The following is a 24,330-nucleotide window of genomic DNA, read 5'->3' as shown; positions in this document are numbered from 1 at the left end:
GGGTCTGCTTTCGCAGCGCCTACCTGCTATCCGGATTTTTGCTTCAACTTATATAGCATCATAATTCTATAAGACGAGGAGACCAACCATGAGCAGCACGACTGAAATTCAGACTTACTTTAACTATATCAATGGACAATGGACGTCAGCATCCACAGGTGAAGTGGAGGTCCGAAGCAATCCAGCTAATACGAACGATAAGCTTGGATCGATCCCTATGTCCTCTCTGGACGATTTGAATCTGGCGGTGTCGAGTGCGAAGCAAGCATCCCAAGCATGGAAAAAGCTGTCTGGCAGCGCACGCGGTGACTACTTATTCAAGGCAGCCGCTATTCTGGAGAGCAGAATAGATGAAATTGCCGAAACGATGACCAGAGAAATGGGCAAAACGTTTCCGGAGGCCAAGGGTGAAACCGCGAGAGGTGTTGCCATTTTACGTTATTATGCAGGAGAAGGCATGCGTTCAATCGGAGATGTGATTCCCTCCACAGACAGTGAAGCACTGATGCTGACCACGCGGGTTCCGCTCGGTGTAGTAGGCGTGATAACGCCATGGAACTTTCCGGTTGCGATTCCGATCTGGAAAATGGCTCCGGCTTTGATCTACGGCAATACCGTAGTCATTAAACCTGCGGCGGAAACGGGAATTACTTGCGCCAAGGTAATTGAGTGCTTTGCAGCAGCAGGTTTTCCTGCTGGGGTCGTGAATATGATTAACGGCTCTGGCCCTGTCATCGGTCAAGGGCTGGTTGAGCACCCTGATGTTCACGGTATTACCTTTACCGGTTCAGGAGCAGTAGGCAAACGGATCGGGCAGTGGGCTCTGGCGCGCGGTGCCAAATACCAGCTGGAAATGGGTGGCAAAAATCCGGTTATTGTCACAGCCGATGCCAATCTGGATCTTGCCGTGGATGCAACGATTAGCGGGGGCCTACGCTCCACTGGACAGAAATGTACGGCAACAAGCCGGGTCATTGTTCAAAGTGAGGTGTTTGAGGCCTTTCAGGACAAGCTGCTGCAAAAGGTACAGCAAATTACCGTAGGCGATGGCATGAAAGACGGCATCTGGATGGGTCCTTGTGCGAACGAAAATCAACTGAATAAAGTACTCTCCTATATAGAAAAAGCCAAGGAAGAAGGTGGGAAGCTGATTGCTGGCGGGCATCGGTTGCAGGGCCAAGGCTATGACCATGGGTATTTTGTTCAGCCGACGGTATTTACAGAAGTAACCACGGGAATGACAATTGCTCAGGAGGAAATTTTTGGACCTGTGCTTGCTCTGATGAAGGTCGATTCCGTAGAAGAAGCATTGGCGCTTGCTAACGATGTGGAGTACGGACTGAGTGCCTCCATATTCACAACTCGAATTGACCACATGCTGTCCTTTATCAATGAAATGGAAGCAGGGCTTGTGCGCATCAATGCGGAAAGCGCTGGAGTTGAGCTGCAGGCCCCGTTCGGTGGGATGAAGCAATCGAGCTCTCATTCTCGTGAGCAGGGACGCGCTGCCATAGAGTTTTATACATCGATTAAAACAGTCTTTATCAAATCCTGACTTGCGGGCTCACCGTTCTTCCAAACTTGAATAGGAGTGGAGTGAAACTATGAATGCTCAACTGAAACAAGACAGCGCACAGGGAACACCGATTATTACGGAAATGCGAGTTATTCCTGTGGCGGGCTATGACAGTATGCTGCTCAATTTGAGCGGTGCCCATAGCCCCTATTTTACACGAAATGTGGTCATTCTTCAGGATAATTCAGGACGTACGGGGATTGGCGAAGTGCCTGGAGGCGAACGGATTCGGCAAACGCTTGAGGATGCGAGAGTGCTTGTCGTAGGTCAATCCATTGGTACGTATAACCATATTCTCGGCAAAGTACGCAGGAGCTTTGCTGATAGGGATGCTGGTGGACGGGGGTTGCAAACTTTTGATTCACGGATTACGATCCATGCCGTTACTGCTCTTGAGGCTGCATTACTCGATCTGCTGGGACAATATCTTGGCGTACCTGTTGCCGCACTGCTGGGTGAGGGCCAGCAGCGCGAGTCCGTGGAAATGCTCGGTTATCTGTTCTACATTGGGGACCGCAGCAAGACGGATTTGCCTTACCAAGATGATTTGAATGCCGAGGATGATTGGCTGCGTCTGCGTCATGAGGAAGCGCTTACGACAGATTCTGTTGTACGGCTGGCTGAAGCCGCACATAAGCGGTACGGCTTCAACGATTTTAAGCTAAAAGGTGGTGTGCTTCGCGGCTCGGAGGAGTTGGAGGCGGTTACGGCACTAGCTGAGCGGTTTCCACAGGCGAGAATTACACTTGATCCGAATGGCGCATGGTCGTTAGAGGAAGCAATCCGTCTGTGCCGTGGTCAACAGCATGTGCTGGCTTATGCCGAGGACCCTTGCGGTGCGGAGAAAGGTTATTCCGGCCGCGAGATCATGGCTGAATTCAGACGATCAACCGGACTGCCTACCGCTACCAACATGATTGCCTGCGATTGGCGGGAGATGGGTCACGCGATTCAACTAGGCTCAGTCGATATTCCTTTGGCCGATCCGCATTTCTGGACGATGCAGGGTTCAATTCGTGTGGCGCAAATGTGCAACGAGTGGGGGTTGACGTGGGGCTCGCATTCGAACAATCATTTTGATATTTCTCTGGCCATGTTTACGCATGTTGCCGCAGCAGCACCCGGACATATTACGGCGATTGATACGCATTGGATATGGCAGGACGGTCAAGGACTGACCAAGGAGCCTTTGCGAATTATCGAAGGTAAGATCACGGTTCCGACAAAGCCAGGACTTGGCATTGATATCGATATGGAGCAGCTTGAAAGCGCTCATCGGCTCTATCTGGAGAAGGCGCTGGGAGCAAGAGACGATGCTATAGCCATGCAGTATCTAAAACCAGGCTGGAAGTTTAATAATAAACGTCCCTGCCTGATCGACTAAAAAGGTACAAAGAGGAGGCTCATTGGCTCTCCTTTTTTGTCTTTATACTTTGGCAGGCTTATACTGGAAAGGGTAACCATATATCCTTTTACCATTATTTGAAGGAGGTCCATATGAAATCCATTGACAGAAAAGCATTAGTAAACCGGCATCATCCCATTATCAAAGAATTGAACCCTTTATCTCCGCTAACTGTCGGAAATGGCGAGTTTGCTTTTACAGCCGATCTCACTGGCTTGCAAAGCTTTCCAGAGTCGTATCAAATGCCGCTTGGCACACAATCACAGTGGGGCTGGCACCAAACAGGAGGCAGCCAGTATACACTGGATGATGCTCCCATGCAGTCCTTTGAAACCAATGGTCGTCAAGTGGAGTACCCATTTGAGCCGGGAAATAAGCCGGATATTTTCCACTGGCTGAGACAAAACCCACATCGTCTGCAGCTGGGACAGATCGGACTTGTGCTCTTGACACCAGATGGCAAAAGGATCGGTATTGAACAATTGGAGCAAACCGTGCAGCAGCTGAACCTGTGGGAAGGTGTCCTGACAAGTGAATTTAGGGTATCAGGAGCTTCTGTCAAGGTCATCACCTGCTGCCATCCTGATTCTGATCAGCTGGGTATACATATCGAATCCCCGTTAATTGAAGCGGGCTTGCTGCAATTGTCCATCCGGTTTCCTTCGTCAACTATGGTTGCCAAGGAATGGCGTAACGCACTTGACCTGGAATGGGAGCATGAAACGCACCGTACAGATTGGGTAGAGGGAACAGCCGGCAGCGGTACATTTGAACGGACTTTGGACGAAGACCACTATCAAGTAGCTTGTCATTGGAATGAAGGGGAGATTGAGCAGGAAGGGTCTCATCAATATCGGATTGTTCCAAGCCGAAATGGCCATACGTTCTCCATCGTGCTCGGATTTATGCCCGATTCACTCGAACTGACAGCGCTTACCTTTGATGAGATTCGGGCTGCCAGTATCGAGCACTGGGAGCAGTTTTGGCTGAGTGGCGGAGCTGTCGAGCTCGCAGGCAGCTCTGATGCGGGTGCTTATGAGTTAGAAAGACGCATTGTGCTGTCACAATTCGTTACGGCGATTCACTGTGCCGGTTCGCTTCCCCCTCAGGAAACCGGATTATTATATAATTCATGGTATGGCAAATTTCATTTGGAAATGCATTGGTGGCATGCAGTGCATTTTGCATTGTGGGGACGTACTCATTTGCTTAAAAAGAGTCTTGGTTGGTACCGCGATATATTGCCAGTAGCGCAAAAGCTTGCACGGGATCAAGGATATTCGGGAGCCAGATGGCCCAAGATGGTGGGTCCGGATGGCCGGCAAAGCCCTTCCCAGATCGGGAATTTGCTCATCTGGCAGCAGCCTCACCCTATTATTTATGCAGAGCTGTGCTATCGTTCCGAGCCTACACAGGAAACACTGAATGATTTCGCCGATATCGTCCTGCAGTCAGCGGAATTTATGGCTTCATATGCGGTATGGGAGGAGAAGGAGCAGCGTTATGTACTGGGCCCGCCGTTGATTCCAGCGCAGGAAAACTTTGCTGCAGAGGAAACGTGGAATCCGACCTTTGAGCTGGAGTACTGGAAGCAAGGATTGGAGATCGCCCAGGAATGGCTTTCGCGGCTCGGGCTGGAGACATCAACGGAATGGAATCGGATTGCCGAGCTACTGTCCAAGCTTCCTGTCCATGACGGTGTCTATATCGCTCACGAAAATCGTCCTGATACGTTCCTGACTGACAATACCGATCATCCTTCGATGCTAGGTGCTTTTGGCATATTGCCAGGCAAAAAGGTGGACCGTGATGTGATGAAGGCAACTCTACTCAAGGTGATGAAGGAATGGAACTGGCCCACCTCTTGGGGCTGGGACTTCCCGATGGCCGCAATGACGGCAGGTCGCTTGGAGGATGGGCGTTTAGCGGTAAATATTTTACTGCGGGACGAAGTGAAAAATACGTATTTACCTAATGGACATAATTATCAGAATGCGGGTCTGATGGCGTACCTGCCTGGCAATGGTGGGCTATTAACTGCGGTTGCCATGATGGCATGCGGATGGGATGACGGTCCAGACATACATGCACCAGGTTTTCCGACCGATGGCACGTGGGAGGTCCGCTTTGAAGGCTTGTCGAAATGGATATAGGCAATTGGGATGTAGGACGCTCATTGAGCGTCTTTTTTTTGTATAAGATCTGGTGTTGCTGCGTACTGTGAGTTAGAAAACATCGTTCATCTCATGTTCATTGTGTAAAACCATTGCAAATCAGCCAAAACGTGATATTATTTTTTGTAGAACAATAAATAAAGGAGGAGCTATGAAGGAGCTCACTTTCGAATCATGGGAGCAGTACCGGGCGTTTATACAGCAAAAGTTTATGCAGAAAGGCCATGCTAAAGGTCTGGAAGGTGATTCACTTGCGGAGTACATGAAGAAGCATGAGCAGAATGCCGCTTTGGTCTGGGCAGAGAATGATGGCGATACCTGCATTAAGCAGCAGGGGTATATCACACTTCTCGTCTGGAAGGATGAGCAAGGTCAACGAAGAATCGGAAGAGGACGACCGAAGAAGTCCAGCTGCGAAAAGATGAATCACTCCATTCATGTGCGTCTGGATGATGCCGCTTATGCGAAATTAAATAACTATTGCCAAGAGAATAAGCTGGACTTATCCGAAGCGATACGATTTTTGATCGATACTTTATAATATTGGGAACTATTACACAAATGTATCTTCATCGAGTAAGCTTTGAAAATGTTATTTTCTATAAAGGTGGTTAACGAATTAGAATGAATAGTTCAATCAATACTGCTAAAGCAGCACCTCAGCCGGTCGCTCGAGGGAATCGGCTGTGGATGGTGCTTGTGCTCGGTTCTCTGGCGGCCTTTGCCCCGCTGTCCATTGACATGTATTTGCCGGCATTGCCTGCAATAGCCGGGGAGTACAGCACCAGTGCGTCTCTCGTTCAGCTTAGTCTTACTTTTTTTCTGCTTGGATCTGCACTTGGCCAATTATTTGCCGGTCCGATCAGTGACGTCCGCGGCCGTCGAATGCCGCTTCTGATCGGTCTTGCTCTGTATGCCCTAACCTCCCTGTTATGTGCATTCAGTCCGTCAGTTGAAAGTCTGATCGTACTCCGCTTTGTCCAGGGACTCGCTGGTTCTGCAGGTATCGTCATCTCTCGTGCCATAGTACGGGATCTGTATTCGGGTACGGAGCTGACGAAGTTTTTTACACTTTTGATGCTGGTGAACGGTGTAGCACCGATCCTTGCTCCGATTGCCGGAGGACAGCTTATGCGGGTAACCTCCTGGCACGGCGTATTCATCGTATTATGTGTGTTAGGTATCGTGATGCTTGCCGCCGTGTTCTTCGGTTTACGTGAAACGCTGCCGAATCAAATGCGTTCCAAGGGTGGCATCGGCAATACCTTGTCAACCTTTCGCGGTCTTCTGGTAGACCGAGTGTTTATGGGGTACGCGATTGCTCAAGGGCTTGTTTTTGCCGCTATGTTTGCTTATATATCGGGGTCCCCGTTCGTCCTACAGGAAATTTTCCTTGTGTCACCGCAAATGTTCGCCGTATTTTTCGGAATCAATGGTCTTGGTATCATTATTGCAGGTCAAATTACGGGCAGGCTGGTCGGTCGATTAGGTGAAACGAAGCTGCTGATCGCGGGCCTCGGAATTTCTTCTTGTGGCGGTGTGCTGCTGCTGCTCATGATCGTAACGGGTGCGGGATTATATGCGATTCTTCCTGCTCTGTTTATGGTCGTGTCGAGTGTGGGTATCGTATCCTCAACCGGATTCTCATTAGCGATGCAAAATCAAAGCAAATCCGCAGGCACAGCTTCGGCCTTGCTCGGTGTACTTTCGCTTTTGCTGGGTGGCGTTGTAGCTCCGCTTGTTGGACTGGGAGGAAGTCAATCTGCTGTGCCGATGGGCCTCGTCATTGCCTGCACATCCGTAGGATCTGTGCTCGTATACGTTTTTATGGTGCGTCGCAAAGCATCAACATCCTAAGAGCTCGTACACAAGACTTATTGCTGTAAGGAAGATAAGCACACAAGCGCCTGCAGTAGGGTCGCTTTTATAAAAAATGGTGGGCGTTCATGCTCATAGTTATTGGATCGCCGCCCGACCAAGCTATAGATTACAGCTGTCGTGAACTGCTGTAATCTATAGCTATTGGAAGGCGGGCGATTCTCATGCAATTTTTTCGAACCTTGATGCCCTATTTGCTGCAAAATAAGCTATTGGGCATATTTTTTATTTGTGGTGTTATAGTTGAAGTTATTTATGCAGTAGCAGCGCCTCTAAGTCTGAAATATTTGGTAGATGAAGCGTTCGTACCCAAAAATTTTCAAGTTTTCATTGTCATATTAAGCATTTTGGTCATGGGCGGTGCGTTAAGCATCTGTGCTGGTATCGGCGGTAATTATGCCCTTAACAAGTTGAGCGGGAGGGTCATTCAGAGGCTCAGAACAGAGCTATTTACCCATATGCAGAAGCAATCGCTTCCTTTTTTTGAAAAATATCGGGTAGGCGATCTTGTCACCCGTTTTTCGTCTGATATGGCTTCCATTGAAAGAGTGATATGTCAATCGTTTCCCTTTCTCATTAAAGAAACATTAAGCATTGTGATGGGGTTAGTTTTGCTGTTGGTATTAGAATGGAAGCTTACCTTGGCGATGCTGATCGGGTCTGTATTGATGTTTATCGGCCCCAAGCTGCTGCAAGGCAGGGCAGAAGCCAGTAACGCTCGGTATAAAGAAGCACAGGAACAGTTTTCCAATATGATCGATGAAACGGTCAAAGGCTATAAAACCATTAAAGCGCTGCACCAACAGGAAAGACTCCTACAGCGTGCCCAGGGGCAAATTCGCGATCTGCTATCTTTTGGTTTGAACATGCACATTTTGAACTCCCTGCTTGAACGACTGCCCTTAACTGTGCTTCTGGTGCTGAACGGGACGATGATCGGCTTTGGAGGCTACCTGATCTTTCATGATGAGATGACCGTCGGTGACTTTATTGCCTTCTTTACTTTATTTTTGAGTGTCGGTCAATCTGCATCGAATCTCTCCTATTTGATACCCAACCTCATTGATTCCAGCATCAGCTTCAAACGAATAGCGGAAATATTGAATCATCAGCAAGTGTGCCGGAAGCGTCTGCTCCCGTTGCTCTGCCTCCCCTTGACAAGTACATAGAAATGAATCAGTTAACCTTCGGATTTACAGAGGGAACAGATCAGATCAAGGAGGTCAGCTTGCGCATTGCTGCCGGAAGCTATGCGGCGTTTGTAGGTCCAAGCGGCTCTGGTAAAAGCACAGCGTTACAGCTTTTGTCTCGCTTTTACGATCCAAGGCATGGCTCCATTAGTATCGATGGTTATGATCTGAGAACCGTAAGCGAGGCTTCCTTGAGGAAGCAAATGGACATTGTGTTTCAAGACACGTTCCTGTTTAATACGACAATCCGAGATAATCTGCGGCTTGGCAGCGAACTGGTTACAGATGCCGAGATGATGGAAGCGGCCGAGCTGGCCCGCATTCATGAAACCTTGATAGGCTGGCCGGAGGGCTACGATACGCTCATTAACAATGAAGGAGCTTCGCTTTCGGGCGGGCAGCGCCAGCGTCTTTCCATTGCAAGGGCACTGCTCAGAAATCCGAGGCTGCTGCTGCTGGATGAGGTTACTTCGGCTCTGGACCCTGCCACTGAGGCTGACATCAATCAAACTATCCAACAGCTGAGGTATCATACAACGATTATTTCCGTCACGCATCGATTGTCGTCCATCGTGAATGCAGATGTGATTTTTGTTTTTAAAGAGGGTAGGATCGTGGAATCAGGAACTCATCAAGAGCTTCTGCAGAGGACGGGACTTTACCATGAAATGTGGGAAAAGCAGCATGGGTTTATGCTGTCCCAGGACGGACTTCATGCCACCGTCGATGGCCACCGACTAGCCAAGCTTCCATTTTTCTCTGGAGTTGATTCGTTGCTCCTTCAGGACATTTCCACCCTGTTTTCTACAGAAACCTTCAAAGAAGGCGACACCGTCGTCCACGAAGGGGATCAGGGAGACAAATTTTACATCATCGTTCGAGGTAAGTTTGAAATTCTGAAGAGCTTTCAGAGTGGTAGCTTGCAGCGGGTTGCGACGCTACAGGATGGAGATCATTTTGGCGAAATCGCCCTGCTGAAAGGGATTCCCCGGACTGCCACGGTGAGGGCAAGGGGGCCTTCGGTGTTACTCTCGGTGAGACGGGAAGCGTTTCTGGAACTGACCGTGAAGTACCCTCAGATTCTTACCATTGTGGAGCGAACCCTGCATGAGCGCATTTAATCGAAAGGAGTCTGAACGATCCCCATGACTATTTATTGTAAACGCTGTACGACCGATGATGATTATGCCAAAGCGAGTCTGTTTATGCTGCAGAATAAGAGAGAGCTGCATCCCAGCTTAACAACCGTGGATATTATTACGCTACTGTACAATTATTTGACTGCTGGCAGCCTGATTATGGTTATGGATACAAACGAACATATGCTGGCTGTAGGTGCATACTATATGGGTACACCTGAACAGGAATTTGCGGATAAACAGCGGGTTGCGTTGGTCGATAATGTGATCGTAGCCAGATCATATCGAAGCACCCGTGTGTTTATCCGCGGTTTTCGATATTTGATGAGCCAGATTATCGAGGATAATCGGGAAGTACAAGAATTTCGATTTGTCGCACTTTCGGAGAATACGTATTTACAAAAGCTCTATCCCAAGTTTGCTAGCTTCATAGGCAGTCGGGAAGGGTCAATGGGTACCGAGGACATATATAGTGTTGAAATTAACAAATTAAGGGCTTTTTTGGATCGATTCGTTAGTATATAATCAAGATACAAGGAAATATACTTATCCACAAAGGAGGCGTATGCTATGTTCCCGGTAGCTCCTAACTTAAAAGATACCACTAAAGGCGGCGGTTTTACGAAAATCGTGAAAACCAATGACAGCCTAAGAGTACAACCACAATAATGTCTCTTCAATTCCGTCTTAGTCAGTTTGAAATGGATATGGAGTTATATATCGTTTTTTTGCTCGAACACCATGATGAACTGAATTTACCTTATTCGTTTGCAATGAAGCTGAGCTTTATCGCCAGTCCTTTGGTCTTGGGTAAAGCATTGATGATTTTCAATGAAGAGCCATATGAGATAATCGGGACTGCTGGTTTTGTTTATGGAACAGGTGCTCATGATTATGAGGATCAGCATATTTGTCAGGTGGAGGTAGCCTTTATCAAAAAGGCTTATCGTCGCACTTTCGTGTTTGTGCAGGGTTTAAAAGAATTGGTTAATGCCATTAAAGCGGATAATGAAGCTGTGAAGCAGGTTCAGTTCTGGACGTCTGTTGATCAGTTGGAGCTGGACAGGCTTTTGGATAAATTCACTTTACTGCCTCATGCAACGAAGTCCATCGTGAACAATATGGCATTTTACACCATTCCATTTAAGAACTGGAGTCTTTTTGCAAGCGATTGCGAGACCCCAGGTGAATGGCTAAAACATAAGCAAGGACTCAGGTACCCGTGGGGTGCCTTTTTTATATTTTCGTTGAAGTCTCAAGGCGCATTGCAAAATCATAATAATTCTCTTATATTTAGGTAAAGCGCTTAATCGACTGCTTTAAATTTGTTGCTGGAAAGTTGGGTATGGCATGAAGGTTACTATCTACGATATTGCCAAGGAAGCGGGCGTGTCTATCGCAACTGTATCCAAGGTTATTAACCGTGGAGGACGTATAAGCGAAAAAACCCGTAATAAAGTGATTAAAATTATGGATGAGCTGAACTATCAGCCCAGTGTCGTCGCATCGGCTTTGACAGGCAAGCAGACCTATACGCTGGGATTGTTGCTGCCGGATTTAGCGAATCCTTTTTTTGCGGAGATTGCGAGAAGTATAGAGGACCGTGCTCAGGAAATGGGCTTTAACGTCGTCATTTGCAGTACGGATAACAGTTTGGATAAGGAAGAACGCTACATTTCATTGTTAAAGCAAAAAAGCGTTGATGGCATCATTATCGCAACAGGGGTTCGTAATGATGCTTTATTGAAGGAATTGGTTCGCCAAAAGCTTCCCGTTGCACTCATTGCGCGCGATATGCCAGCCGTAGCTGTGGATATCGTGCTTGTTGATGATTTTCAGGGCGGTTATTTGGCAACTTCTTATTTGATCCAAAATGGCCACAAGCATATTGCTGTGATAGCCGAAGATACCAGAGTGATGAGCAGCAAGGAGCGTATTCGCGGCTATCGGCACGCATTGGAGGAAGCCGGTATTCCGTTTAATCCGGAGCTGGTGCGTATTAGTGATTTCAGTGTGAAAAGCGGCAAATTAGCTGCTGGTGAGCTGTTGGAGGAGAGGAAAGTATGCACCGCGGTGTTTGCTTGTAATGATTTGTTGGCCATCGGCACAATTCAGGCAGCGCGCGAAATGAATTTATCCATCCCGGGCGATTTATCGGTCGTAGGATTCGATAATACGATTCTGGCAACGATTGTTGATCCACCGCTCACGACGATAGCCCAACCGATTCAGGATATGGGCGCTCAGGTCGTTAATATGATCCTCCGGCATATCAATGGTGGTCATACGATGAATCAGAGAATGGTGCTGCAGCCAGAGCTCATCATTCGCTCATCGGTAACCAAGAAAGTGGAGTAGAAGCAAGAAGAAGCTTGCATAGACGTCTGCGTCTATACAAGCTTTACATTGATTTCTTTTTGCAAACGCTCCACATCATGGAGCTGCACATATCCTGCCCGTTCCGTTAGGGCATTCGCTGATGCAACAGCCGCAGCGTATTGCAAGCAATTAGGAAACGTGAGATTTTGAGCGGTAGCGAGCGCCATGCCAGCTACAAAGGAATCTCCGCAGCCAACGGTGTTGACCGTTTGAATAGAGGGAGCATGCACTCGATAGAGAGCTCCTTCATAAGCACTGATCGAGCCCTTCACTCCCAGAGAGACGGTCACCCGAGGTACCCCTTGATGATGCAAACGAAGCAGGCCATGGGCCCGATCACCATCACCATCACCATCTCCTTCAGCTTCAGATTCGCCTCCAAAGAAAGCTCCAAGTAGAGCTTTGACCTCATCTTCATTAGGTTTCACGAAATCAGGCTGCGCACTTACCCCTTGCAGCAATGCATGACCGCTCGTATCGAGAAAAGCCAGAGCGCCGGATTGCTTCGCGATGCGGATCAGCTGCGCGTAGGCATCGGAGGGAACACCTTGAGGTAAGCTTCCTGAGAAGCATACAATACGCGATTGTGCAGCCAGATCGGCAAGCCTGGCTTGGAAAAGCTGCCAGACTTCAGTCGAAATCGAGGGCCCTTGCTCGAGAACCTCAGTTGAAGAACCGATCGATTCATCAATTATGTTCAAACATAAACGCGATTCTTCCTCGATACGTACAAAATCATGCTTTATTCCTTGAGAACTCAATGTTTGTTCGATGAACCTCCCATTATGGCCGCCAACAATGCCTGTCGCTGTAACCGGATAGCCCAACTGCTGAATGACACGGGCAACATTGATCCCCTTGCCTCCGGGCTCCGCATACATTTGCCGTACCCGAGATACTTGTCCGAGCGGAAAGCTTGGCACATAGTAGGTTTTATCAATGGCCGCGTTCAGGGTTACGGTAGTAATCATGAGTGCCTCCTTAGCGGGTATCGGATGCTTTACCAATGCTGCCGAGCATCCGCATTTTTTCCATTGCGGCTTCTTTTACAGCTTTTTTGGCGGGAACCATATATTTGCGAGGATCGTTTTCATCCGGGTTGTGCGCGAATACCTGCTTAATGGCGTCTGAGAAGACGATACGAATTTCGGTTGCGATATTCATTTTGGACATGCCGAGCGAAATACAGCGTTTGACCTGCTCTTCGGGAATACCCGAGCCTCCATGCAGTACCAGAGGAACCGATACCCGATCAGCGACCTGACGGATTCGCTCAAAATCGATATTAGGATCTCCTTTGTAAATACCGTGTGCGGTTCCAATGGCAGGAGCCAATGTGGGAACACCCGTAAGTTCAATAAAACGCGCACATTCCTCTGGATCCGCCAATAAGGCCTCATGCTCGGCAACAACGATATCGTCCTCAACGCCCCCAACCTTTCCAAGCTCGGCTTCGACATTCACACCAGCAGCGCGGGCGATGTCCACGATTCGTTTGGTTTGAGCCACATTTTCCTCAAAAGCATACATGGACGCATCAATCATTACAGAGGTGTAGCCTGCACGGATACAATGAATGATCATGTCAAAGTCCGTACAGTGGTCCAGATGAAGCGCGATGGGCACGCTGGAACGATTGGCGGCAGTGGTCGCGGCAGCAACCAAATAATCTGCCCCAAGATGCTTGACCGTCCCAACTGTCGATTGCAAAATGAGCGGTGAATTCGTTTCCTCCGCAGCATCTACGACGGCCTGCAGCATTTCTAGGGTGTGTACGTTAAAAGCGCCGATCCCATAGCCTCGGCTGCGGGCAACTTGTAATAAGGCTGTCGATGAAACTAACGGCATGGATGACTCCTCCTAAAAGTTTTCGTGGAAAACTTACTTCGTAAGCATAAGCTCGGTTTTGCCTTGGCAAAACTGACTTCGTAAGCGTAGTTATATTTTCACTACCTGTGTCAAATTGCGCGGCGAATCCGGATCAACATTACGGTTTAAAGCTGTGTAATAACCTAAAAATTGCAAGGCAGGCAAGTAGAGCACACTTCTGGCTTCATCCGAAATTTCGCTGCCACCGACAACAAATACAGCATCTGCGAATGAGGTATCCTCACCTTTTTTGGCTGTCAATAGCAGTACAAAGGCCCCATACTCCTGCATTTCGCGCGCAACCTTCAATTCATAATCTCGGGCTTGCTCTGACAAAAGCAGGCAGACAAGCGTACCGGGCTCAACGATCGATTTGGGACCATGACGGAACTCCAGTGTTCCATAGGCTTCTGTCCATACATAGGACATTTCCTTGATTTTCAAACAAGCTTCCAGTGAAAGCCCGTACAGCGCTCCCATACCCAAATATACATATTTATTGAAAGATTGCTCACGCACTAAAGTATCAATAAAAGGCTTTGCTTCCAGAACGGTTGCTCCATCCTGCTTCACAACTTCGGCTAACTCCTCTAACAGGTCGGTGCGGCCTGCGGCTTTGGCAATCGCTGCTTGCATCAAAAATGTCATGCTGCTGAGTGATTTCGTCATAACGGTGCTCGTTTCTTTTCCAAGTGGGGAGACGAGGCATTCCGCCAGCTTGGCCATCGAGCTTTCTTCATAACAGGTGATCCCCGCGATCGTCCAGTTGGAAAGCGATTGTACGGACTCCAGCGCTAATACAACCTCAGTCGATTCACCTGAACGGGAAACCCCGATAACCAGGTAGTTGCGATGAGAGGGAGCTGTTTGTTCACGGAACAGCAGCAGATCTGATGAAGGATAGGCCGTTGCGCTTTTTCCAAGCCATGCTCTGCAGGTTGCAGCCATTGTGAGTGCCTGATAATAAGAAGAGCCGGATCCGATAAATACGATCTCTTCATAGGCAGCGTTATTCAAGTAACGTTCAATCCAATCCTGTTGAAGCTCCAATTGGTTCCATGCCGCTGTAATTGCTTCGGCTTGTGCGTTAATTTCTGAATAGGTGTGTTGTCCTACTGTCGACATTTTCACAGCTCCTTTCGTTATAATGAAATTATAATTCATAATTTTGATTTATTCAATCATTTATTTGGTGCCATAAATCGATACCCTTAAGGTACGACATTAACAGAGGCACCTTCAAAGATTTTAGTTTTTACACAAGTTTCTCCTCAGAGCTTGCTGTGTGCCAAGCCAAATGAAGCACCATTTGACCGTGTGTGCAAACATAAGTTTGTAGTGTCGGGCAGGGGTTTGAAAAATACAATGTCCGAGGAACTTGAAGGAGATATTTTTATGGTCATTGAAGGGGAACCGAACAGCTAAATATCAAAGCTGAAAGCTGCAACCAATTATAGGTATGATTAGGAAATGACAAGATAGAGAAAAATTGATACATGTAATGGATTATCCATTCCGCGATTAAACATGGCCATGCAGATGCTAATAAAATAGGTGAGGTTAATGAATGGGGAAGCTTAAGGTCAAAACTTTACTTGAATGAGTCAATATAATTTCTTACGTTCAAGGTTTTGGGAAGGTAGAATAAATAAAAACGAGAACTTGGGGTGAACTTCATGGCAACCGAATCACAAACACACTCAAACCATCTGCAAAAGGCACAAAAAAAACGGAAAAGCTCCAAAGAACAATGGCGTGAGGATTTGGCCGGGTACTTATTTATTGGTCCGTTGTTAATCGGCCTGTTTATATTGACACTTTTTCCAATCATTGCGTCCTTTATTCTGAGCTTCACGAACTGGAATTTTGTCGCGGGTTTTTCCAAAATGAAGTTCTTAGGCTTCGACAACTTTATTAAGCTCGCACACGATAGTATATTTTTGCTATCACTCAAGAACAATCTTATTTTGCTGTTCGTTGTACCTATTACCTTGATACTGTCCTTGGTGTTGGCAGTTATCATTGATAAGAAAATTTACTTTAAGGATCTATTCAAGCTTATTTACTTCATTCCGTACATCTCGAGTATTGTCGCCGTTGCGATTGTGTTTCAGGTGTTGTTCCACCCGAGCTACGGTCCGATTAATCAGATGCTAATGTCACTTGGATTTACAGATCCACCCAAATGGATAGCCGACCCTGATGTGGCTTTATATTGTGTAATGGGATTGATGGTGTGGGTCAATATCGGCTATAACATGATTGTATTCATGGCAGGGCTGCAATCCATACCTAATGATCTTTATGAGGCCGCGGACATTGATGGCGCCTCGAAGTTGAAACAGTTTATCAGCATTACGGTGCCGCTATTGTCGCCAACTACATTTTTTCTACTCGTTACCGGCATCATCGGTTCATTTAAGGTGTTCGATGTTATCGCGGTGCTTACCGGCGGTGGACCGGCCAATTCCACAACTGTGGTCGTGTATCGACTATATGAGACAGCCTTCATTAATTTGCAATCAGGCTATGCGTCTGCAATGGCTATAGTACTTTTGGTATTCGTTCTGCTTATCACTCTTGTGCAGTGGTATGGTCAACGTAAATGGGTCAATTATTAATTTGGGAAAGGATGAATGAGCTCAATGAACAATTGGAATGTTACTAGAAGAGTCATTTTGACAGCGATTATGTTTATGTTGGGCCTCGTGTTCATGTCTCCATTCCTATGGATGATTTCCGCATCGATGAAGCCGGAAATAGATGTGTTTACGTTCCCGATCGAGTGGATTCCGAAGCATTGGAATTTGGTTGAGAATTATACGACGGTGTGGACTACAACGAAGTTCCCGCTTTATTACTGGAACTCGATCAAGGTTACAGTGGGAACGACTTTATTATCCGTAACGCTTGCTTGCATGTCGGCGTATGCCTTTGCCAAAATCAAGTTCCGCGGCAGTGCTTTGTTTTTTATGATTATATTGGCCATCTATCTGATTCCGCATCAAGCGATACTGGTTCCTCAGTTTTTGATATTTCGTTGGATTGGCCTGTTCGACAGCCATTTGGGTCTAATATTACTGGGTTCATTCAGCGTACTGGGAACGTTCATGCTTCGGCAATTTTACCTGGGGATTCATGATGAATACATTGAATCGGCCAAAATGGACGGAGCAGGGCATATCCGTATTTTCTTCTCGATATGTACGCCTCTTGTTCGTCCCGCGATCGCGACTTATGCCATCCTGCGTTTTATCTGGACGTGGAACGACTATCAAAATCCGCTTATTTTTCTGAAAACAAAAGAATTGTTTACGATTCAGCTCGGTATCCAATCTTTTGCAACATTGAATGGAGCTTTGTATTCGCTTATTATGGCCGGAGCGGTGTCTGCCATTTTGCCGTTGCTGATTATTTTTATCATCGGTCAAAAACATGTAATCGAAGGTATTTCGATGGGCGGAGTCAAGGGATAATAAATTAATGCAGTATGAAGATGTCAAAATAAGAGTCAAATAGGTTAAGAAATTGACTTATGATCAATTCTTGCATCTGCTAATATCAGGAATGTAATGGTTTTCATAAAAAAAATTCATATATGGAGGGGTATAATATGAAAAAGAGTTTGTTAGCGCTTAGCGGTGTTCTATTGACTACAACAGCACTTGCAGGATGTGGAGCGAAAGTTGATAACGCTGGATCAACAGCTGGTGCTGGAGGATCCAAGGAGCCAGTGACGATCAAGGTACAATCCTGGTATACCGAAGCTCAAGGAAACTGGAATGCCACGGTTGAAGCTTACAATAAGACTCATCCGAACGTTAAAGTGGTTTACGAAAGTATGTCTGAGAAGGGTGATTCCCAAGAAGGTATGAAAAAGATGGACCTTCTGGCAGCTTCCGGCGATCAAATGGACGTAGTGATGTACTCCAGTCCGACGGATTTCGCTCAGCGCGTTGGCGCAGGAATTTTGGAGCCTCTTGATGATTATTTGAAGAAAGATAACATTGTCGTTAAAGACGAATACAAAATCGATCCTATCGTTAACGGCAAATATTACGCTTTGCCTGGTAAAATGATCGAATGGTTTGTGATGCTGAACAAGGACAAGCTGGATGAAGCGAAGCTGCCGGTTCCAACAGAATGGACTTGGAATGATTATGCTGAATATGCGAAAAAATTGACCAAGGGCGATGGTGCTTCCAAGTCATACGGTTCGTATTTCCATACGTGGAAGGAATACGCTACTCTCGCGTTAATTAACGAGCCAGAAAATCCTTATCTCATTAAAGCAGACGGTACTGAGAATATCGACAACCCTAGAGTTCGTTTTTCTCTTGATCTGCGCAACAAGATGGAGAATGTAGACAAGACTTCCGTACCTTATTTTGAAGTAATGTCACAAAAAATGAATTACCGTGACGTGTACTTTGCTGGTAAAACAGCAATGCTTGCAACTGGAAACTGGATGGTTGGCGAGCTCTCCATGAGCGGTAAATTCAAAACGGCATTTGCACCTTATCCAAAATTTGATGCTAAAGACCCGAATGGTTTAACCGAAATTGGCGCTGACTTCTTGGGCGTGGCTGCATCCTCTAAGCATAAGCAGGAAGCTTATGACTTTATTAAATGGTATACAACTGAAGGTATTATGACACAAGGCTTGTTCTTCTCCGGATGGAAAAAAGCTGATATTAATCAAAACGTTGACGCTATTCTGAAAAGTGGCAAACCGGAACTGGTCAGCTTGATCGATAGAGATTCGCTTATGAGCACGCTTAAGGTGAATAAACCGACTAAGCTGGTTGTACCTCCGACCTATGCATTAGAGCAACAAAAAGAATTCTTGAACCAAGTAGAGCTCTACCTGGTCGGCAAGCAAGATCTAGAAAAAACAATTCAGACTTCAAAGAGCAAAATTGAAGAAATTAAGAAAAGCAACAAATAATTATTCTTGAAACATTAGAATGGATCAGCTGCGCTGATAATCTTGCATTCTAATGTTATAATAAAAAGAGGAGGCGAAAGCCTCCTCTTTTTCTCATCCTAAAGGAAAGGCAGGCGGTTTGCAGTGCCGAATTGGCTTCGTACCTTATCACTCAGCAATAAACTGGTGCTAACCATTCTGGTTTGTCTCGTTCTGCCATCAATTGTTTCCGTGAATGTATCCAATCTGTTTACAAGAGATGTCATTCGTTCGCAGGTGACGGAGAACTCTCAGGAAGCGATGAGAGTTGTCAACCAGTTTGCAGCGGGACAAATTAAAAACATGGTTTACGTAATGAATTTTGTTCAATTTGACGAGGAATTGCAACTATCGATTCGGGAACTGGGGAGAATGAATGAGTCGACGACTCAAGGAGATATTTTGTACCACAAACAAAAGATTTCTAAAAGACTGGATACGGTCATTAATTCACTCGGACATTTGAATGTGACGATTCTGTTGCCCAACAAGGAGTATGTCGCATCTTATTCAACGTTTAGTAATGATCCGCGGGCTATTTTCGATAAAAGCTGGTTTCAGGACATAGACAAAGTATCTGGTTATAATGTGATGTGGGTTGGAGCGGAGCCTAATGATGGTCTTCAGATACCCAACAAACCTTATTTGCTCACTGCAGCCAAGCCACTTCGCACAAATGCATCCACCTACGGTTATGTTATAGTCAGTTCAGAGATGGATGCTTTCCAGCAATTGTTTGATCAATATAAGGCTAATGAGGTTATGGTAATTATCGACCGTCAAGGCCGTGTAGTGGTTGACAAGGATTACAGCTCCATCGGGACGCCTTTTCCTTATTTTGAACAATTACCGACGAGCGATAGCTTTTCATTCCCGAAGGTAGCGGGCGAAGAATTTATTTTGCTTAGCGAGCAAATAACACCGGAGTGGCAGATCGTAAGTGTAAGCCCTTATAAGAAGGCGGCTCAAAAAATAGAATCGTTTCGACAGACGGATTTTCTGATTCAGCTGCTATTTCTGATTTTATTCGCAGTTATTCTTCTTTATATGGTGCGTGCGTTGACTAAACCGATTGCAAAGCTTGTCCAGACCGTCGTCCAAATCGAGTCCGGGCAGCTCAGTGAGCGTTCCAATATAACTGGAGGCGACGAGGTTGGACGGCTTGGCTATGTATTTGACCGGATGATCGGCCGTATTGAACGGATGATTAAAGAAAATCTCCACGAGCAGGAGTTAAAGCGTAAGGCGGAGCTTGCGATGCTGCAGGCCCAAATAAATCCGCATTTCTTATTCAATGTGCTGAATTCGATCAGGCTGAAAATCATTATGAAGGGTGATGAGGAAAATGCTGAGCTGATTAGCTCGCTATCCTCGGTTCTGCGAATGACGATCAATCGGAACAATGAGTTCATCATGCTGCATGAGGAGATCGAGATTAATGAACATTATATTCGGTTATTGAACTCTCGCCATGGAGATCGAGTGGTGCTGCATATTGAGGCTGCTTCCGATACGCTCATGCTAGAAGTACCGCGATTTATGCTCCAGCCGCTGATCGAAAATGCCTATATTCACGGATTGAAGAGCAAGCCCGGGGAAATTATTATTGCATCGCGCAAGTGTGAGGATGGACGGCTGCAGGTGGAGATTCGAGACTCAGGCATCGGCATGACAGCAGAAAATCTTGCTACCCTAAAAGCTCACCTTGAGGCCAAATCACTCGGCAATACGGAAGACGGCAGAAAAGGATTATTATCCGGTATTGGAATCCATAATGTATTTGAACGCTTAAAGTTGATTTACGGCAATCGGTTTGAATATGACATCGAGAGCATGCCAGATCAGGGAACGAGTATCGTGCTGCGTTTTCCCGATAATGGAGAAAAGGGGGAAAAAGATGTATTCGGTTATGATCGTTGATGATGATATACCTGTGCTTGAATTTTTGGAGGCTTCGATCAAATGGGAGGAACTTGGATTCCGCCTTGCCGGAACTTATCACGATCCTCTAGAAGCACTTGAGGCAGGACGTAAGGACAAGACAGATGTGCTGATCAGCGATATCGGTATGCCGGGTCTGAACGGACTTGATTTGATCCGAGCCTTGCGAGAGAATCATTCCATGCTGAAAGCAGTAATTTTATCCTGCCATGATGATTTTCAATATGCTCAAGCAGCAGTCAAGCTGTCGGTAAGCGAGTATGTGCTAAAGGAAACTATGAATGCACGCATCATTTCTGAGGTGCTCGTACAGTTGAAGGAGCAGTTGGATGTGGAAGCTGGTGTTTTGTCGAAGAGCCTAAAGATGGAGCGGGAGGTTGAGTTGAGCCGAAGCGCGTCAAAGCGACATTTTATCCGAAGTACGGTTAATGATCCTCTTCTGGATATCGTGGAGTGGAATCGCAAGGCTGAACAATTCGGTATTAAGTGGGGGCAACGTGCGGTATTGCCTGTTTTCGGTTATGCGAATCAGCTCAAAGAGGCCGTGAATCGATTTCAATCAAAAGATTTGTTCGTATATACCATTGAGAATATTATGGAGGAACTTCTGGTCGATCACGAAGAAACGGTATTCTTTACTTACGATACGGGGGAAATCGTTCTGCTATTCCCTCACTACTCGCAGCTTCATGTAAATAACAGTCAGAAGGTAGCTCAGACGCTGAGAGAAATCCAGAGCTGCTTGCTTCAGTATACAAAAATCCCCTTCTCCTTTCTTACAGGAAGTCCGGTGAAGGATGCCCGATCTCTCAAGGATCAACTGTTCCATATGGTAGAAACGAAAAATCCACGCTTTTACTTGCCTGAATCATCTGTGATGAAGTTGGAGCATGTGAGTGAAAGCTTTGGGGAAGGCAATCTGCTGCTGGAGCAATATATGCCGGCACTGGAGGAGTTTCGTCGTGCGATTTTTGAGGAGCGCAATGAGATGATCGACGACTACGTATCTAAGTGGATTGATTTCATACAATATCATCGGTTCCGTCCCATGGAAGTAAAGGAATGGCTGCTAAAAATGATACTTGATGTACGTCTGCGTCTCAAATCGCTGCAGCACTACAATTCAACGTTCTCCTCGGAGCTGCTGCACCATGATTTGCTCGAATTGACATCCGTTCGTGAACTTGAGCTATGGTTGAAGGATTATTTGTGGGAGGCCATTCAATGGGCTGGACAAGTATACCGTGAATCCCATAACCGAGAGATTGTGGAATGCCAGCGTTTTGTTTACAACCATCTGGACAAAAAAATTTCGCTGGAAGACGCGGCAGCTCACCTTCATCTTCATCCCAGTTATTTGAGCCGGCTGTTTAAACGGGAAACTGGTGAGAATTTCGTCGAATATGTAACCCGGATAAAAATGGTAAAAGCGAAAGAATTTTTGGAGATCACCGACAAATCAGTTGAGGAAATTGCTGAAATGCTTGGCTATGACAATAAAAATTATTTTGGCAAGCTGTTTAAAGCACACACAGGTACTGTGCCAAATGGTTACCGAGCTGCGCACCTAAAGGGGTAACAAATGAATCCGACTGCCCATTTATTGCTGAATGCGATCAAGGGCAACCGGCTTTCGAAAACGTATGAAACATATTCAATGCTATAATTGCCACCAATAAATCCCAAGTTAAATCGATATTGTATAGAAGAGGCGCCCTCTAAATAGCAGCCGTTCACTTTATGACCTCAAATCTGGTACAATAGAAAAATATTAGTTCAGATTGTGATAGAGTGGAGTGTACGAAGTGGAAACAAAACCTGATTTACCAATCAACCCTAAAGTATTAATTGTCGACGGTATGGCTTTATTATTCAGAGCCTTTTATGCAACTTCTTATAGTGGATATATTCGAAAAACCAGTGCGGGTTTGCCTACCAATGCGGTGTATGGTTTTATTCAATATTTGTTTGATGCGGTCAAGACCTTCGAGCCTACTCATGTTGTGTGCTGTTGGGATTTGGGTGGTACTACGATTCGCGCGGAGCTGTTTGATTCCTACAAGGCCAATCGAAAGGCCCCGCCTGAAGAGTTGATTCCTCAATTCGAGCTGGTGAAGGAAGTTGTCGCAGAGATGGGGATTCTCAATCTGGGTGTTCAGGGATATGAAGCAGACGATTGTATCGGTACGGTGGCTAAAGCGATAAGCGAGGAAGCGCATGTCTATATTTTGACAGGAGATCATGACATGCTGCAGCTGATTTCGGAGCGAATCCATGTCATTATTATGAAAAAAGGCAAATTGAATTACTTAACCTATGATCTGCAGGTTCTGTGGGAGGAAAAACAGCTGCACCCCTATCAGATTATTGAGTTGAAAAGCTTTATGGGCGATACCAGCGATAATTATCCCGGCGTTCGGGGAATCGGTGAGAAGACTGCTTTAAAATTAGTTCAGGAATATCAAACCGTTGAAGGCGTATTGGATGCTCTGGAATCATTGCCCAAAGGTGTTCGTACCAAAATCGAGTCGGATAGAGACATGCTGATGTTATCCAAGGATTTGGCTACGATCCGCCTGGATGTGCCGCTAACGTGCAGTCTGGAGCAATGCATATGGCGAATTCAGAAGGAAGCTACGATTCGCAAGTTTGATGAGCTTGAGTTCGGCGGACTGATTAAAATAGTTATTTAACACAAAGAAAGTACAGCCTCTTGAAAGTGCGCTTGCCGAAAATAATGGCTGCGACGGTCAAGGGGTTTTTGATGTCTTGCAAACTATCTAGCGGCGCTGTGAAGTAAGAAAAGAACAGATGTGATTTAAGTAATGGGATGCTTGTCTTTATCATCGCCTTGCTGGTCCTTTTGTTCCTTTTCTTTTTTTTCTTCATGAAATTCAACGGTGGTTTGTCCGGTAATGTAGTCAAGTGGAGTGTAGTCACTATTCGGAATTTTTTTACCGGTTATTATTTTGTAAGTAATGATCAGCAGCAAGGCCACAATAGGAACAATGAGCGAGAGAACGACATATAGCCCAAAATCCTCCATATCAAATCTCCTTAGTTTGATTTAGTCGCTGTAATAACATGACGACTCCCCTGTGATGTGTCTTTTTAACGCCAAAGTACAATCAAAATATGAGCTGTCCACATTATATATCTTATGCTAGCAAAAATTGAAAAACAAATATTGGAAGCTACAGTGTAAGGAAAGGAGAGAAGGAGGATGGCAGCTCCAATTTACACTCATTGTGAACAATTTCATCATTCTGGAATTATTTATGGTCCATGTTCTAGCAACTGTGGATGCTGCAAGAGCTGTCCGACAGGGCCGACAGGACCGACGGGAGCAACAGGGGCAACAGGTGCGACGGGAGTGACAGGTGCAACAGGGCTGACGGGTGCGACGGGAGTGACAGGAGCAACAGGGCTGACGGGAGTGACGGGGCCGACGGGTACGACGGGAGTGACAGGAGCAACAGGGCTGACGGGAGTGACGGGGCCGACGGGAGCCACGGGGCCGACGGGTACGACAGGAGTGACGGGAGCCAGGGGGCCAACGGGAGCCACTGGTGCGACGGGAGCGACAGGAGCCACGGGTGCGACAGGACCGACGGGAGCGACAGGACCGACGGGAGCCACTGGTGCGACTGGAGTGACAGGAGTGACAGGAGCAACAGGACCGACTGGAGCCACGGGAGCGACAGGACCGACGGGAGCGACGGGAGCCACGGGAGCGACAGGGCCGACGGGTGCGACTGGAGTGACAGGAGCCACGGGTGCGACAGGAGCAACAGGTCCGACGGGAGTGACGGG

At 46.5% G+C, this 24,330-nt stretch carries 21 protein-coding genes; 17 read left to right on the top strand and 4 right to left on the bottom strand.

Annotated elements, in window-relative coordinates; all coding sequences use genetic code 11:
- Positions 1-88: 88 nt before the first annotated feature.
- The 10 genes from gucD to BM210_RS03515 all read left to right on the top strand — a co-directional run bounded on the left by gucD (position 89) and on the right by BM210_RS03515 (position 11,720).
- On the top strand, positions 89-1,555 hold the full coding sequence (gene gucD / locus BM210_RS03560) for an alpha-ketoglutaric semialdehyde dehydrogenase GucD (protein ID WP_091164421.1): 1,467 nt from the start codon (positions 89-91) through the stop codon (positions 1,553-1,555).
- Positions 1,556-1,604: 49 nt separating this feature from the next.
- Positions 1,605-2,960 (top strand): glucarate dehydratase, encoded by a 1,356-nt coding sequence (gene gudD, locus BM210_RS03555; RefSeq protein ID WP_091164418.1) that lies wholly within the window; start codon positions 1,605-1,607, stop codon positions 2,958-2,960.
- A 113-nt stretch (positions 2,961-3,073) separates the two neighbouring features.
- A complete protein-coding gene (locus tag BM210_RS03550) occupies positions 3,074-5,134 on the top strand; it encodes a glycoside hydrolase family 65 (protein WP_091164416.1) in 2,061 nt (686 codons plus the stop codon).
- Between the two features lie 172 nt (positions 5,135-5,306).
- On the top strand, positions 5,307-5,696 hold the full coding sequence (locus BM210_RS03545) for a hypothetical protein (protein WP_091164413.1): 390 nt from the start codon (positions 5,307-5,309) through the stop codon (positions 5,694-5,696).
- A gap of 83 nt (positions 5,697-5,779) precedes the next feature.
- Complete coding sequence (locus tag BM210_RS03540) at positions 5,780-7,012, top strand: Bcr/CflA family multidrug efflux MFS transporter (protein WP_091164412.1); 1,233 nt, start codon at positions 5,780-5,782, stop codon at positions 7,010-7,012.
- A gap of 185 nt (positions 7,013-7,197) precedes the next feature.
- Positions 7,198-8,202 (top strand): ABC transporter transmembrane domain-containing protein, encoded by a 1,005-nt coding sequence (locus tag BM210_RS03535; protein WP_091164409.1) that lies wholly within the window; start codon positions 7,198-7,200, stop codon positions 8,200-8,202.
- A gap of 2 nt (positions 8,203-8,204) precedes the next feature.
- Positions 8,205-9,344, top strand: a complete 1,140-nt coding sequence (locus BM210_RS03530) for an ATP-binding cassette domain-containing protein (RefSeq protein WP_091164406.1) — start codon at positions 8,205-8,207, stop codon at positions 9,342-9,344.
- 24 nt (positions 9,345-9,368) lie between these two features.
- Positions 9,369-9,887, top strand: a complete 519-nt coding sequence (locus tag BM210_RS03525; protein WP_091164404.1) for a hypothetical protein — start codon at positions 9,369-9,371, stop codon at positions 9,885-9,887.
- A gap of 143 nt (positions 9,888-10,030) precedes the next feature.
- Positions 10,031-10,663: a hypothetical protein gene (locus BM210_RS03520; protein ID WP_091164402.1), complete on the top strand. Its 633-nt coding sequence runs from the start codon at positions 10,031-10,033 to the stop codon at positions 10,661-10,663.
- Between the two features lie 49 nt (positions 10,664-10,712).
- The gene (locus tag BM210_RS03515; protein WP_091164401.1) at positions 10,713-11,720 is read left to right on the top strand and encodes a LacI family DNA-binding transcriptional regulator; all 1,008 of its coding nucleotides are present in this window, start codon (positions 10,713-10,715) and stop codon (positions 11,718-11,720) included.
- A 32-nt stretch (positions 11,721-11,752) separates the two neighbouring features.
- Here the strand turns inward: BM210_RS03515 and BM210_RS03510 are convergent, their stop codons facing one another.
- The 3 genes from BM210_RS03510 to BM210_RS03500 form a co-directional block, all read right to left on the bottom strand.
- Entirely contained in the window at positions 11,753-12,712 is a 960-nt protein-coding gene (locus BM210_RS03510) for a 1-phosphofructokinase family hexose kinase (protein ID WP_091164399.1), read from the bottom strand.
- A 10-nt stretch (positions 12,713-12,722) separates the two neighbouring features.
- The gene (gene fba / locus BM210_RS03505) at positions 12,723-13,589 is read right to left on the bottom strand and encodes a class II fructose-1,6-bisphosphate aldolase (protein ID WP_091164397.1); all 867 of its coding nucleotides are present in this window, start codon (positions 13,587-13,589) and stop codon (positions 12,723-12,725) included.
- Between the two features lie 90 nt (positions 13,590-13,679).
- Positions 13,680-14,735: an SIS domain-containing protein gene (locus BM210_RS03500; RefSeq protein WP_091164395.1), complete on the bottom strand. Its 1,056-nt coding sequence runs from the start codon at positions 14,733-14,735 to the stop codon at positions 13,680-13,682.
- 551 nt (positions 14,736-15,286) lie between these two features.
- On the opposite strand from BM210_RS03500, the gene BM210_RS03495 reads away from it, so the two are divergent.
- The 6 genes from BM210_RS03495 (at position 15,287) to BM210_RS03470 (ending at position 23,210) form a co-directional block, all read left to right on the top strand.
- A complete protein-coding gene (locus tag BM210_RS03495) occupies positions 15,287-16,231 on the top strand; it encodes a carbohydrate ABC transporter permease (protein ID WP_091164393.1) in 945 nt (314 codons plus the stop codon).
- Positions 16,232-16,246: 15 nt separating this feature from the next.
- On the top strand, positions 16,247-17,086 hold the full coding sequence (locus BM210_RS03490) for a carbohydrate ABC transporter permease (RefSeq protein ID WP_371263408.1): 840 nt from the start codon (positions 16,247-16,249) through the stop codon (positions 17,084-17,086).
- Between the two features lie 137 nt (positions 17,087-17,223).
- Positions 17,224-18,558, top strand: coding sequence for an ABC transporter substrate-binding protein (locus BM210_RS03485; protein ID WP_177237601.1), 1,335 nt, complete (start codon positions 17,224-17,226; stop codon positions 18,556-18,558).
- Positions 18,559-18,681: 123 nt separating this feature from the next.
- Positions 18,682-20,496 (top strand): cache domain-containing sensor histidine kinase, encoded by a 1,815-nt coding sequence (locus BM210_RS03480; protein WP_091164386.1) that lies wholly within the window; start codon positions 18,682-18,684, stop codon positions 20,494-20,496.
- Positions 20,474-22,096, top strand: a complete 1,623-nt coding sequence (locus BM210_RS03475; RefSeq protein WP_177237600.1) for a helix-turn-helix domain-containing protein — start codon at positions 20,474-20,476, stop codon at positions 22,094-22,096. Before BM210_RS03480 ends, BM210_RS03475 begins: the two co-directional genes overlap by 23 nt.
- 226 nt (positions 22,097-22,322) lie before the next feature.
- Positions 22,323-23,210, top strand: a complete 888-nt coding sequence (locus BM210_RS03470; RefSeq protein WP_256223219.1) for a 5'-3' exonuclease — start codon at positions 22,323-22,325, stop codon at positions 23,208-23,210.
- 125 nt (positions 23,211-23,335) lie between these two features.
- On the opposite strand, the gene BM210_RS03465 is transcribed toward BM210_RS03470, so the two are convergent.
- Positions 23,336-23,563, bottom strand: coding sequence for a DUF3951 domain-containing protein (locus BM210_RS03465; protein ID WP_091164381.1), 228 nt, complete (start codon positions 23,561-23,563; stop codon positions 23,336-23,338).
- Positions 23,564-23,740: 177 nt separating this feature from the next.
- On the opposite strand from BM210_RS03465, the gene BM210_RS03460 reads away from it, so the two are divergent.
- The coding region (locus BM210_RS03460; RefSeq protein ID WP_177237623.1) for a hypothetical protein at positions 23,741-24,330 on the top strand (590 nt) is incomplete at its 3' end.

The sequence above is a fragment of the Paenibacillus sp. 1_12 genome (assembly GCF_900114475.1).
Classification (GTDB): domain Bacteria; phylum Bacillota; class Bacilli; order Paenibacillales; family NBRC-103111; genus Paenibacillus_S.
Note: the sequence above shows the minus strand (reverse complement) of the source record. Positions and strands in the feature narration are given on the sequence as shown.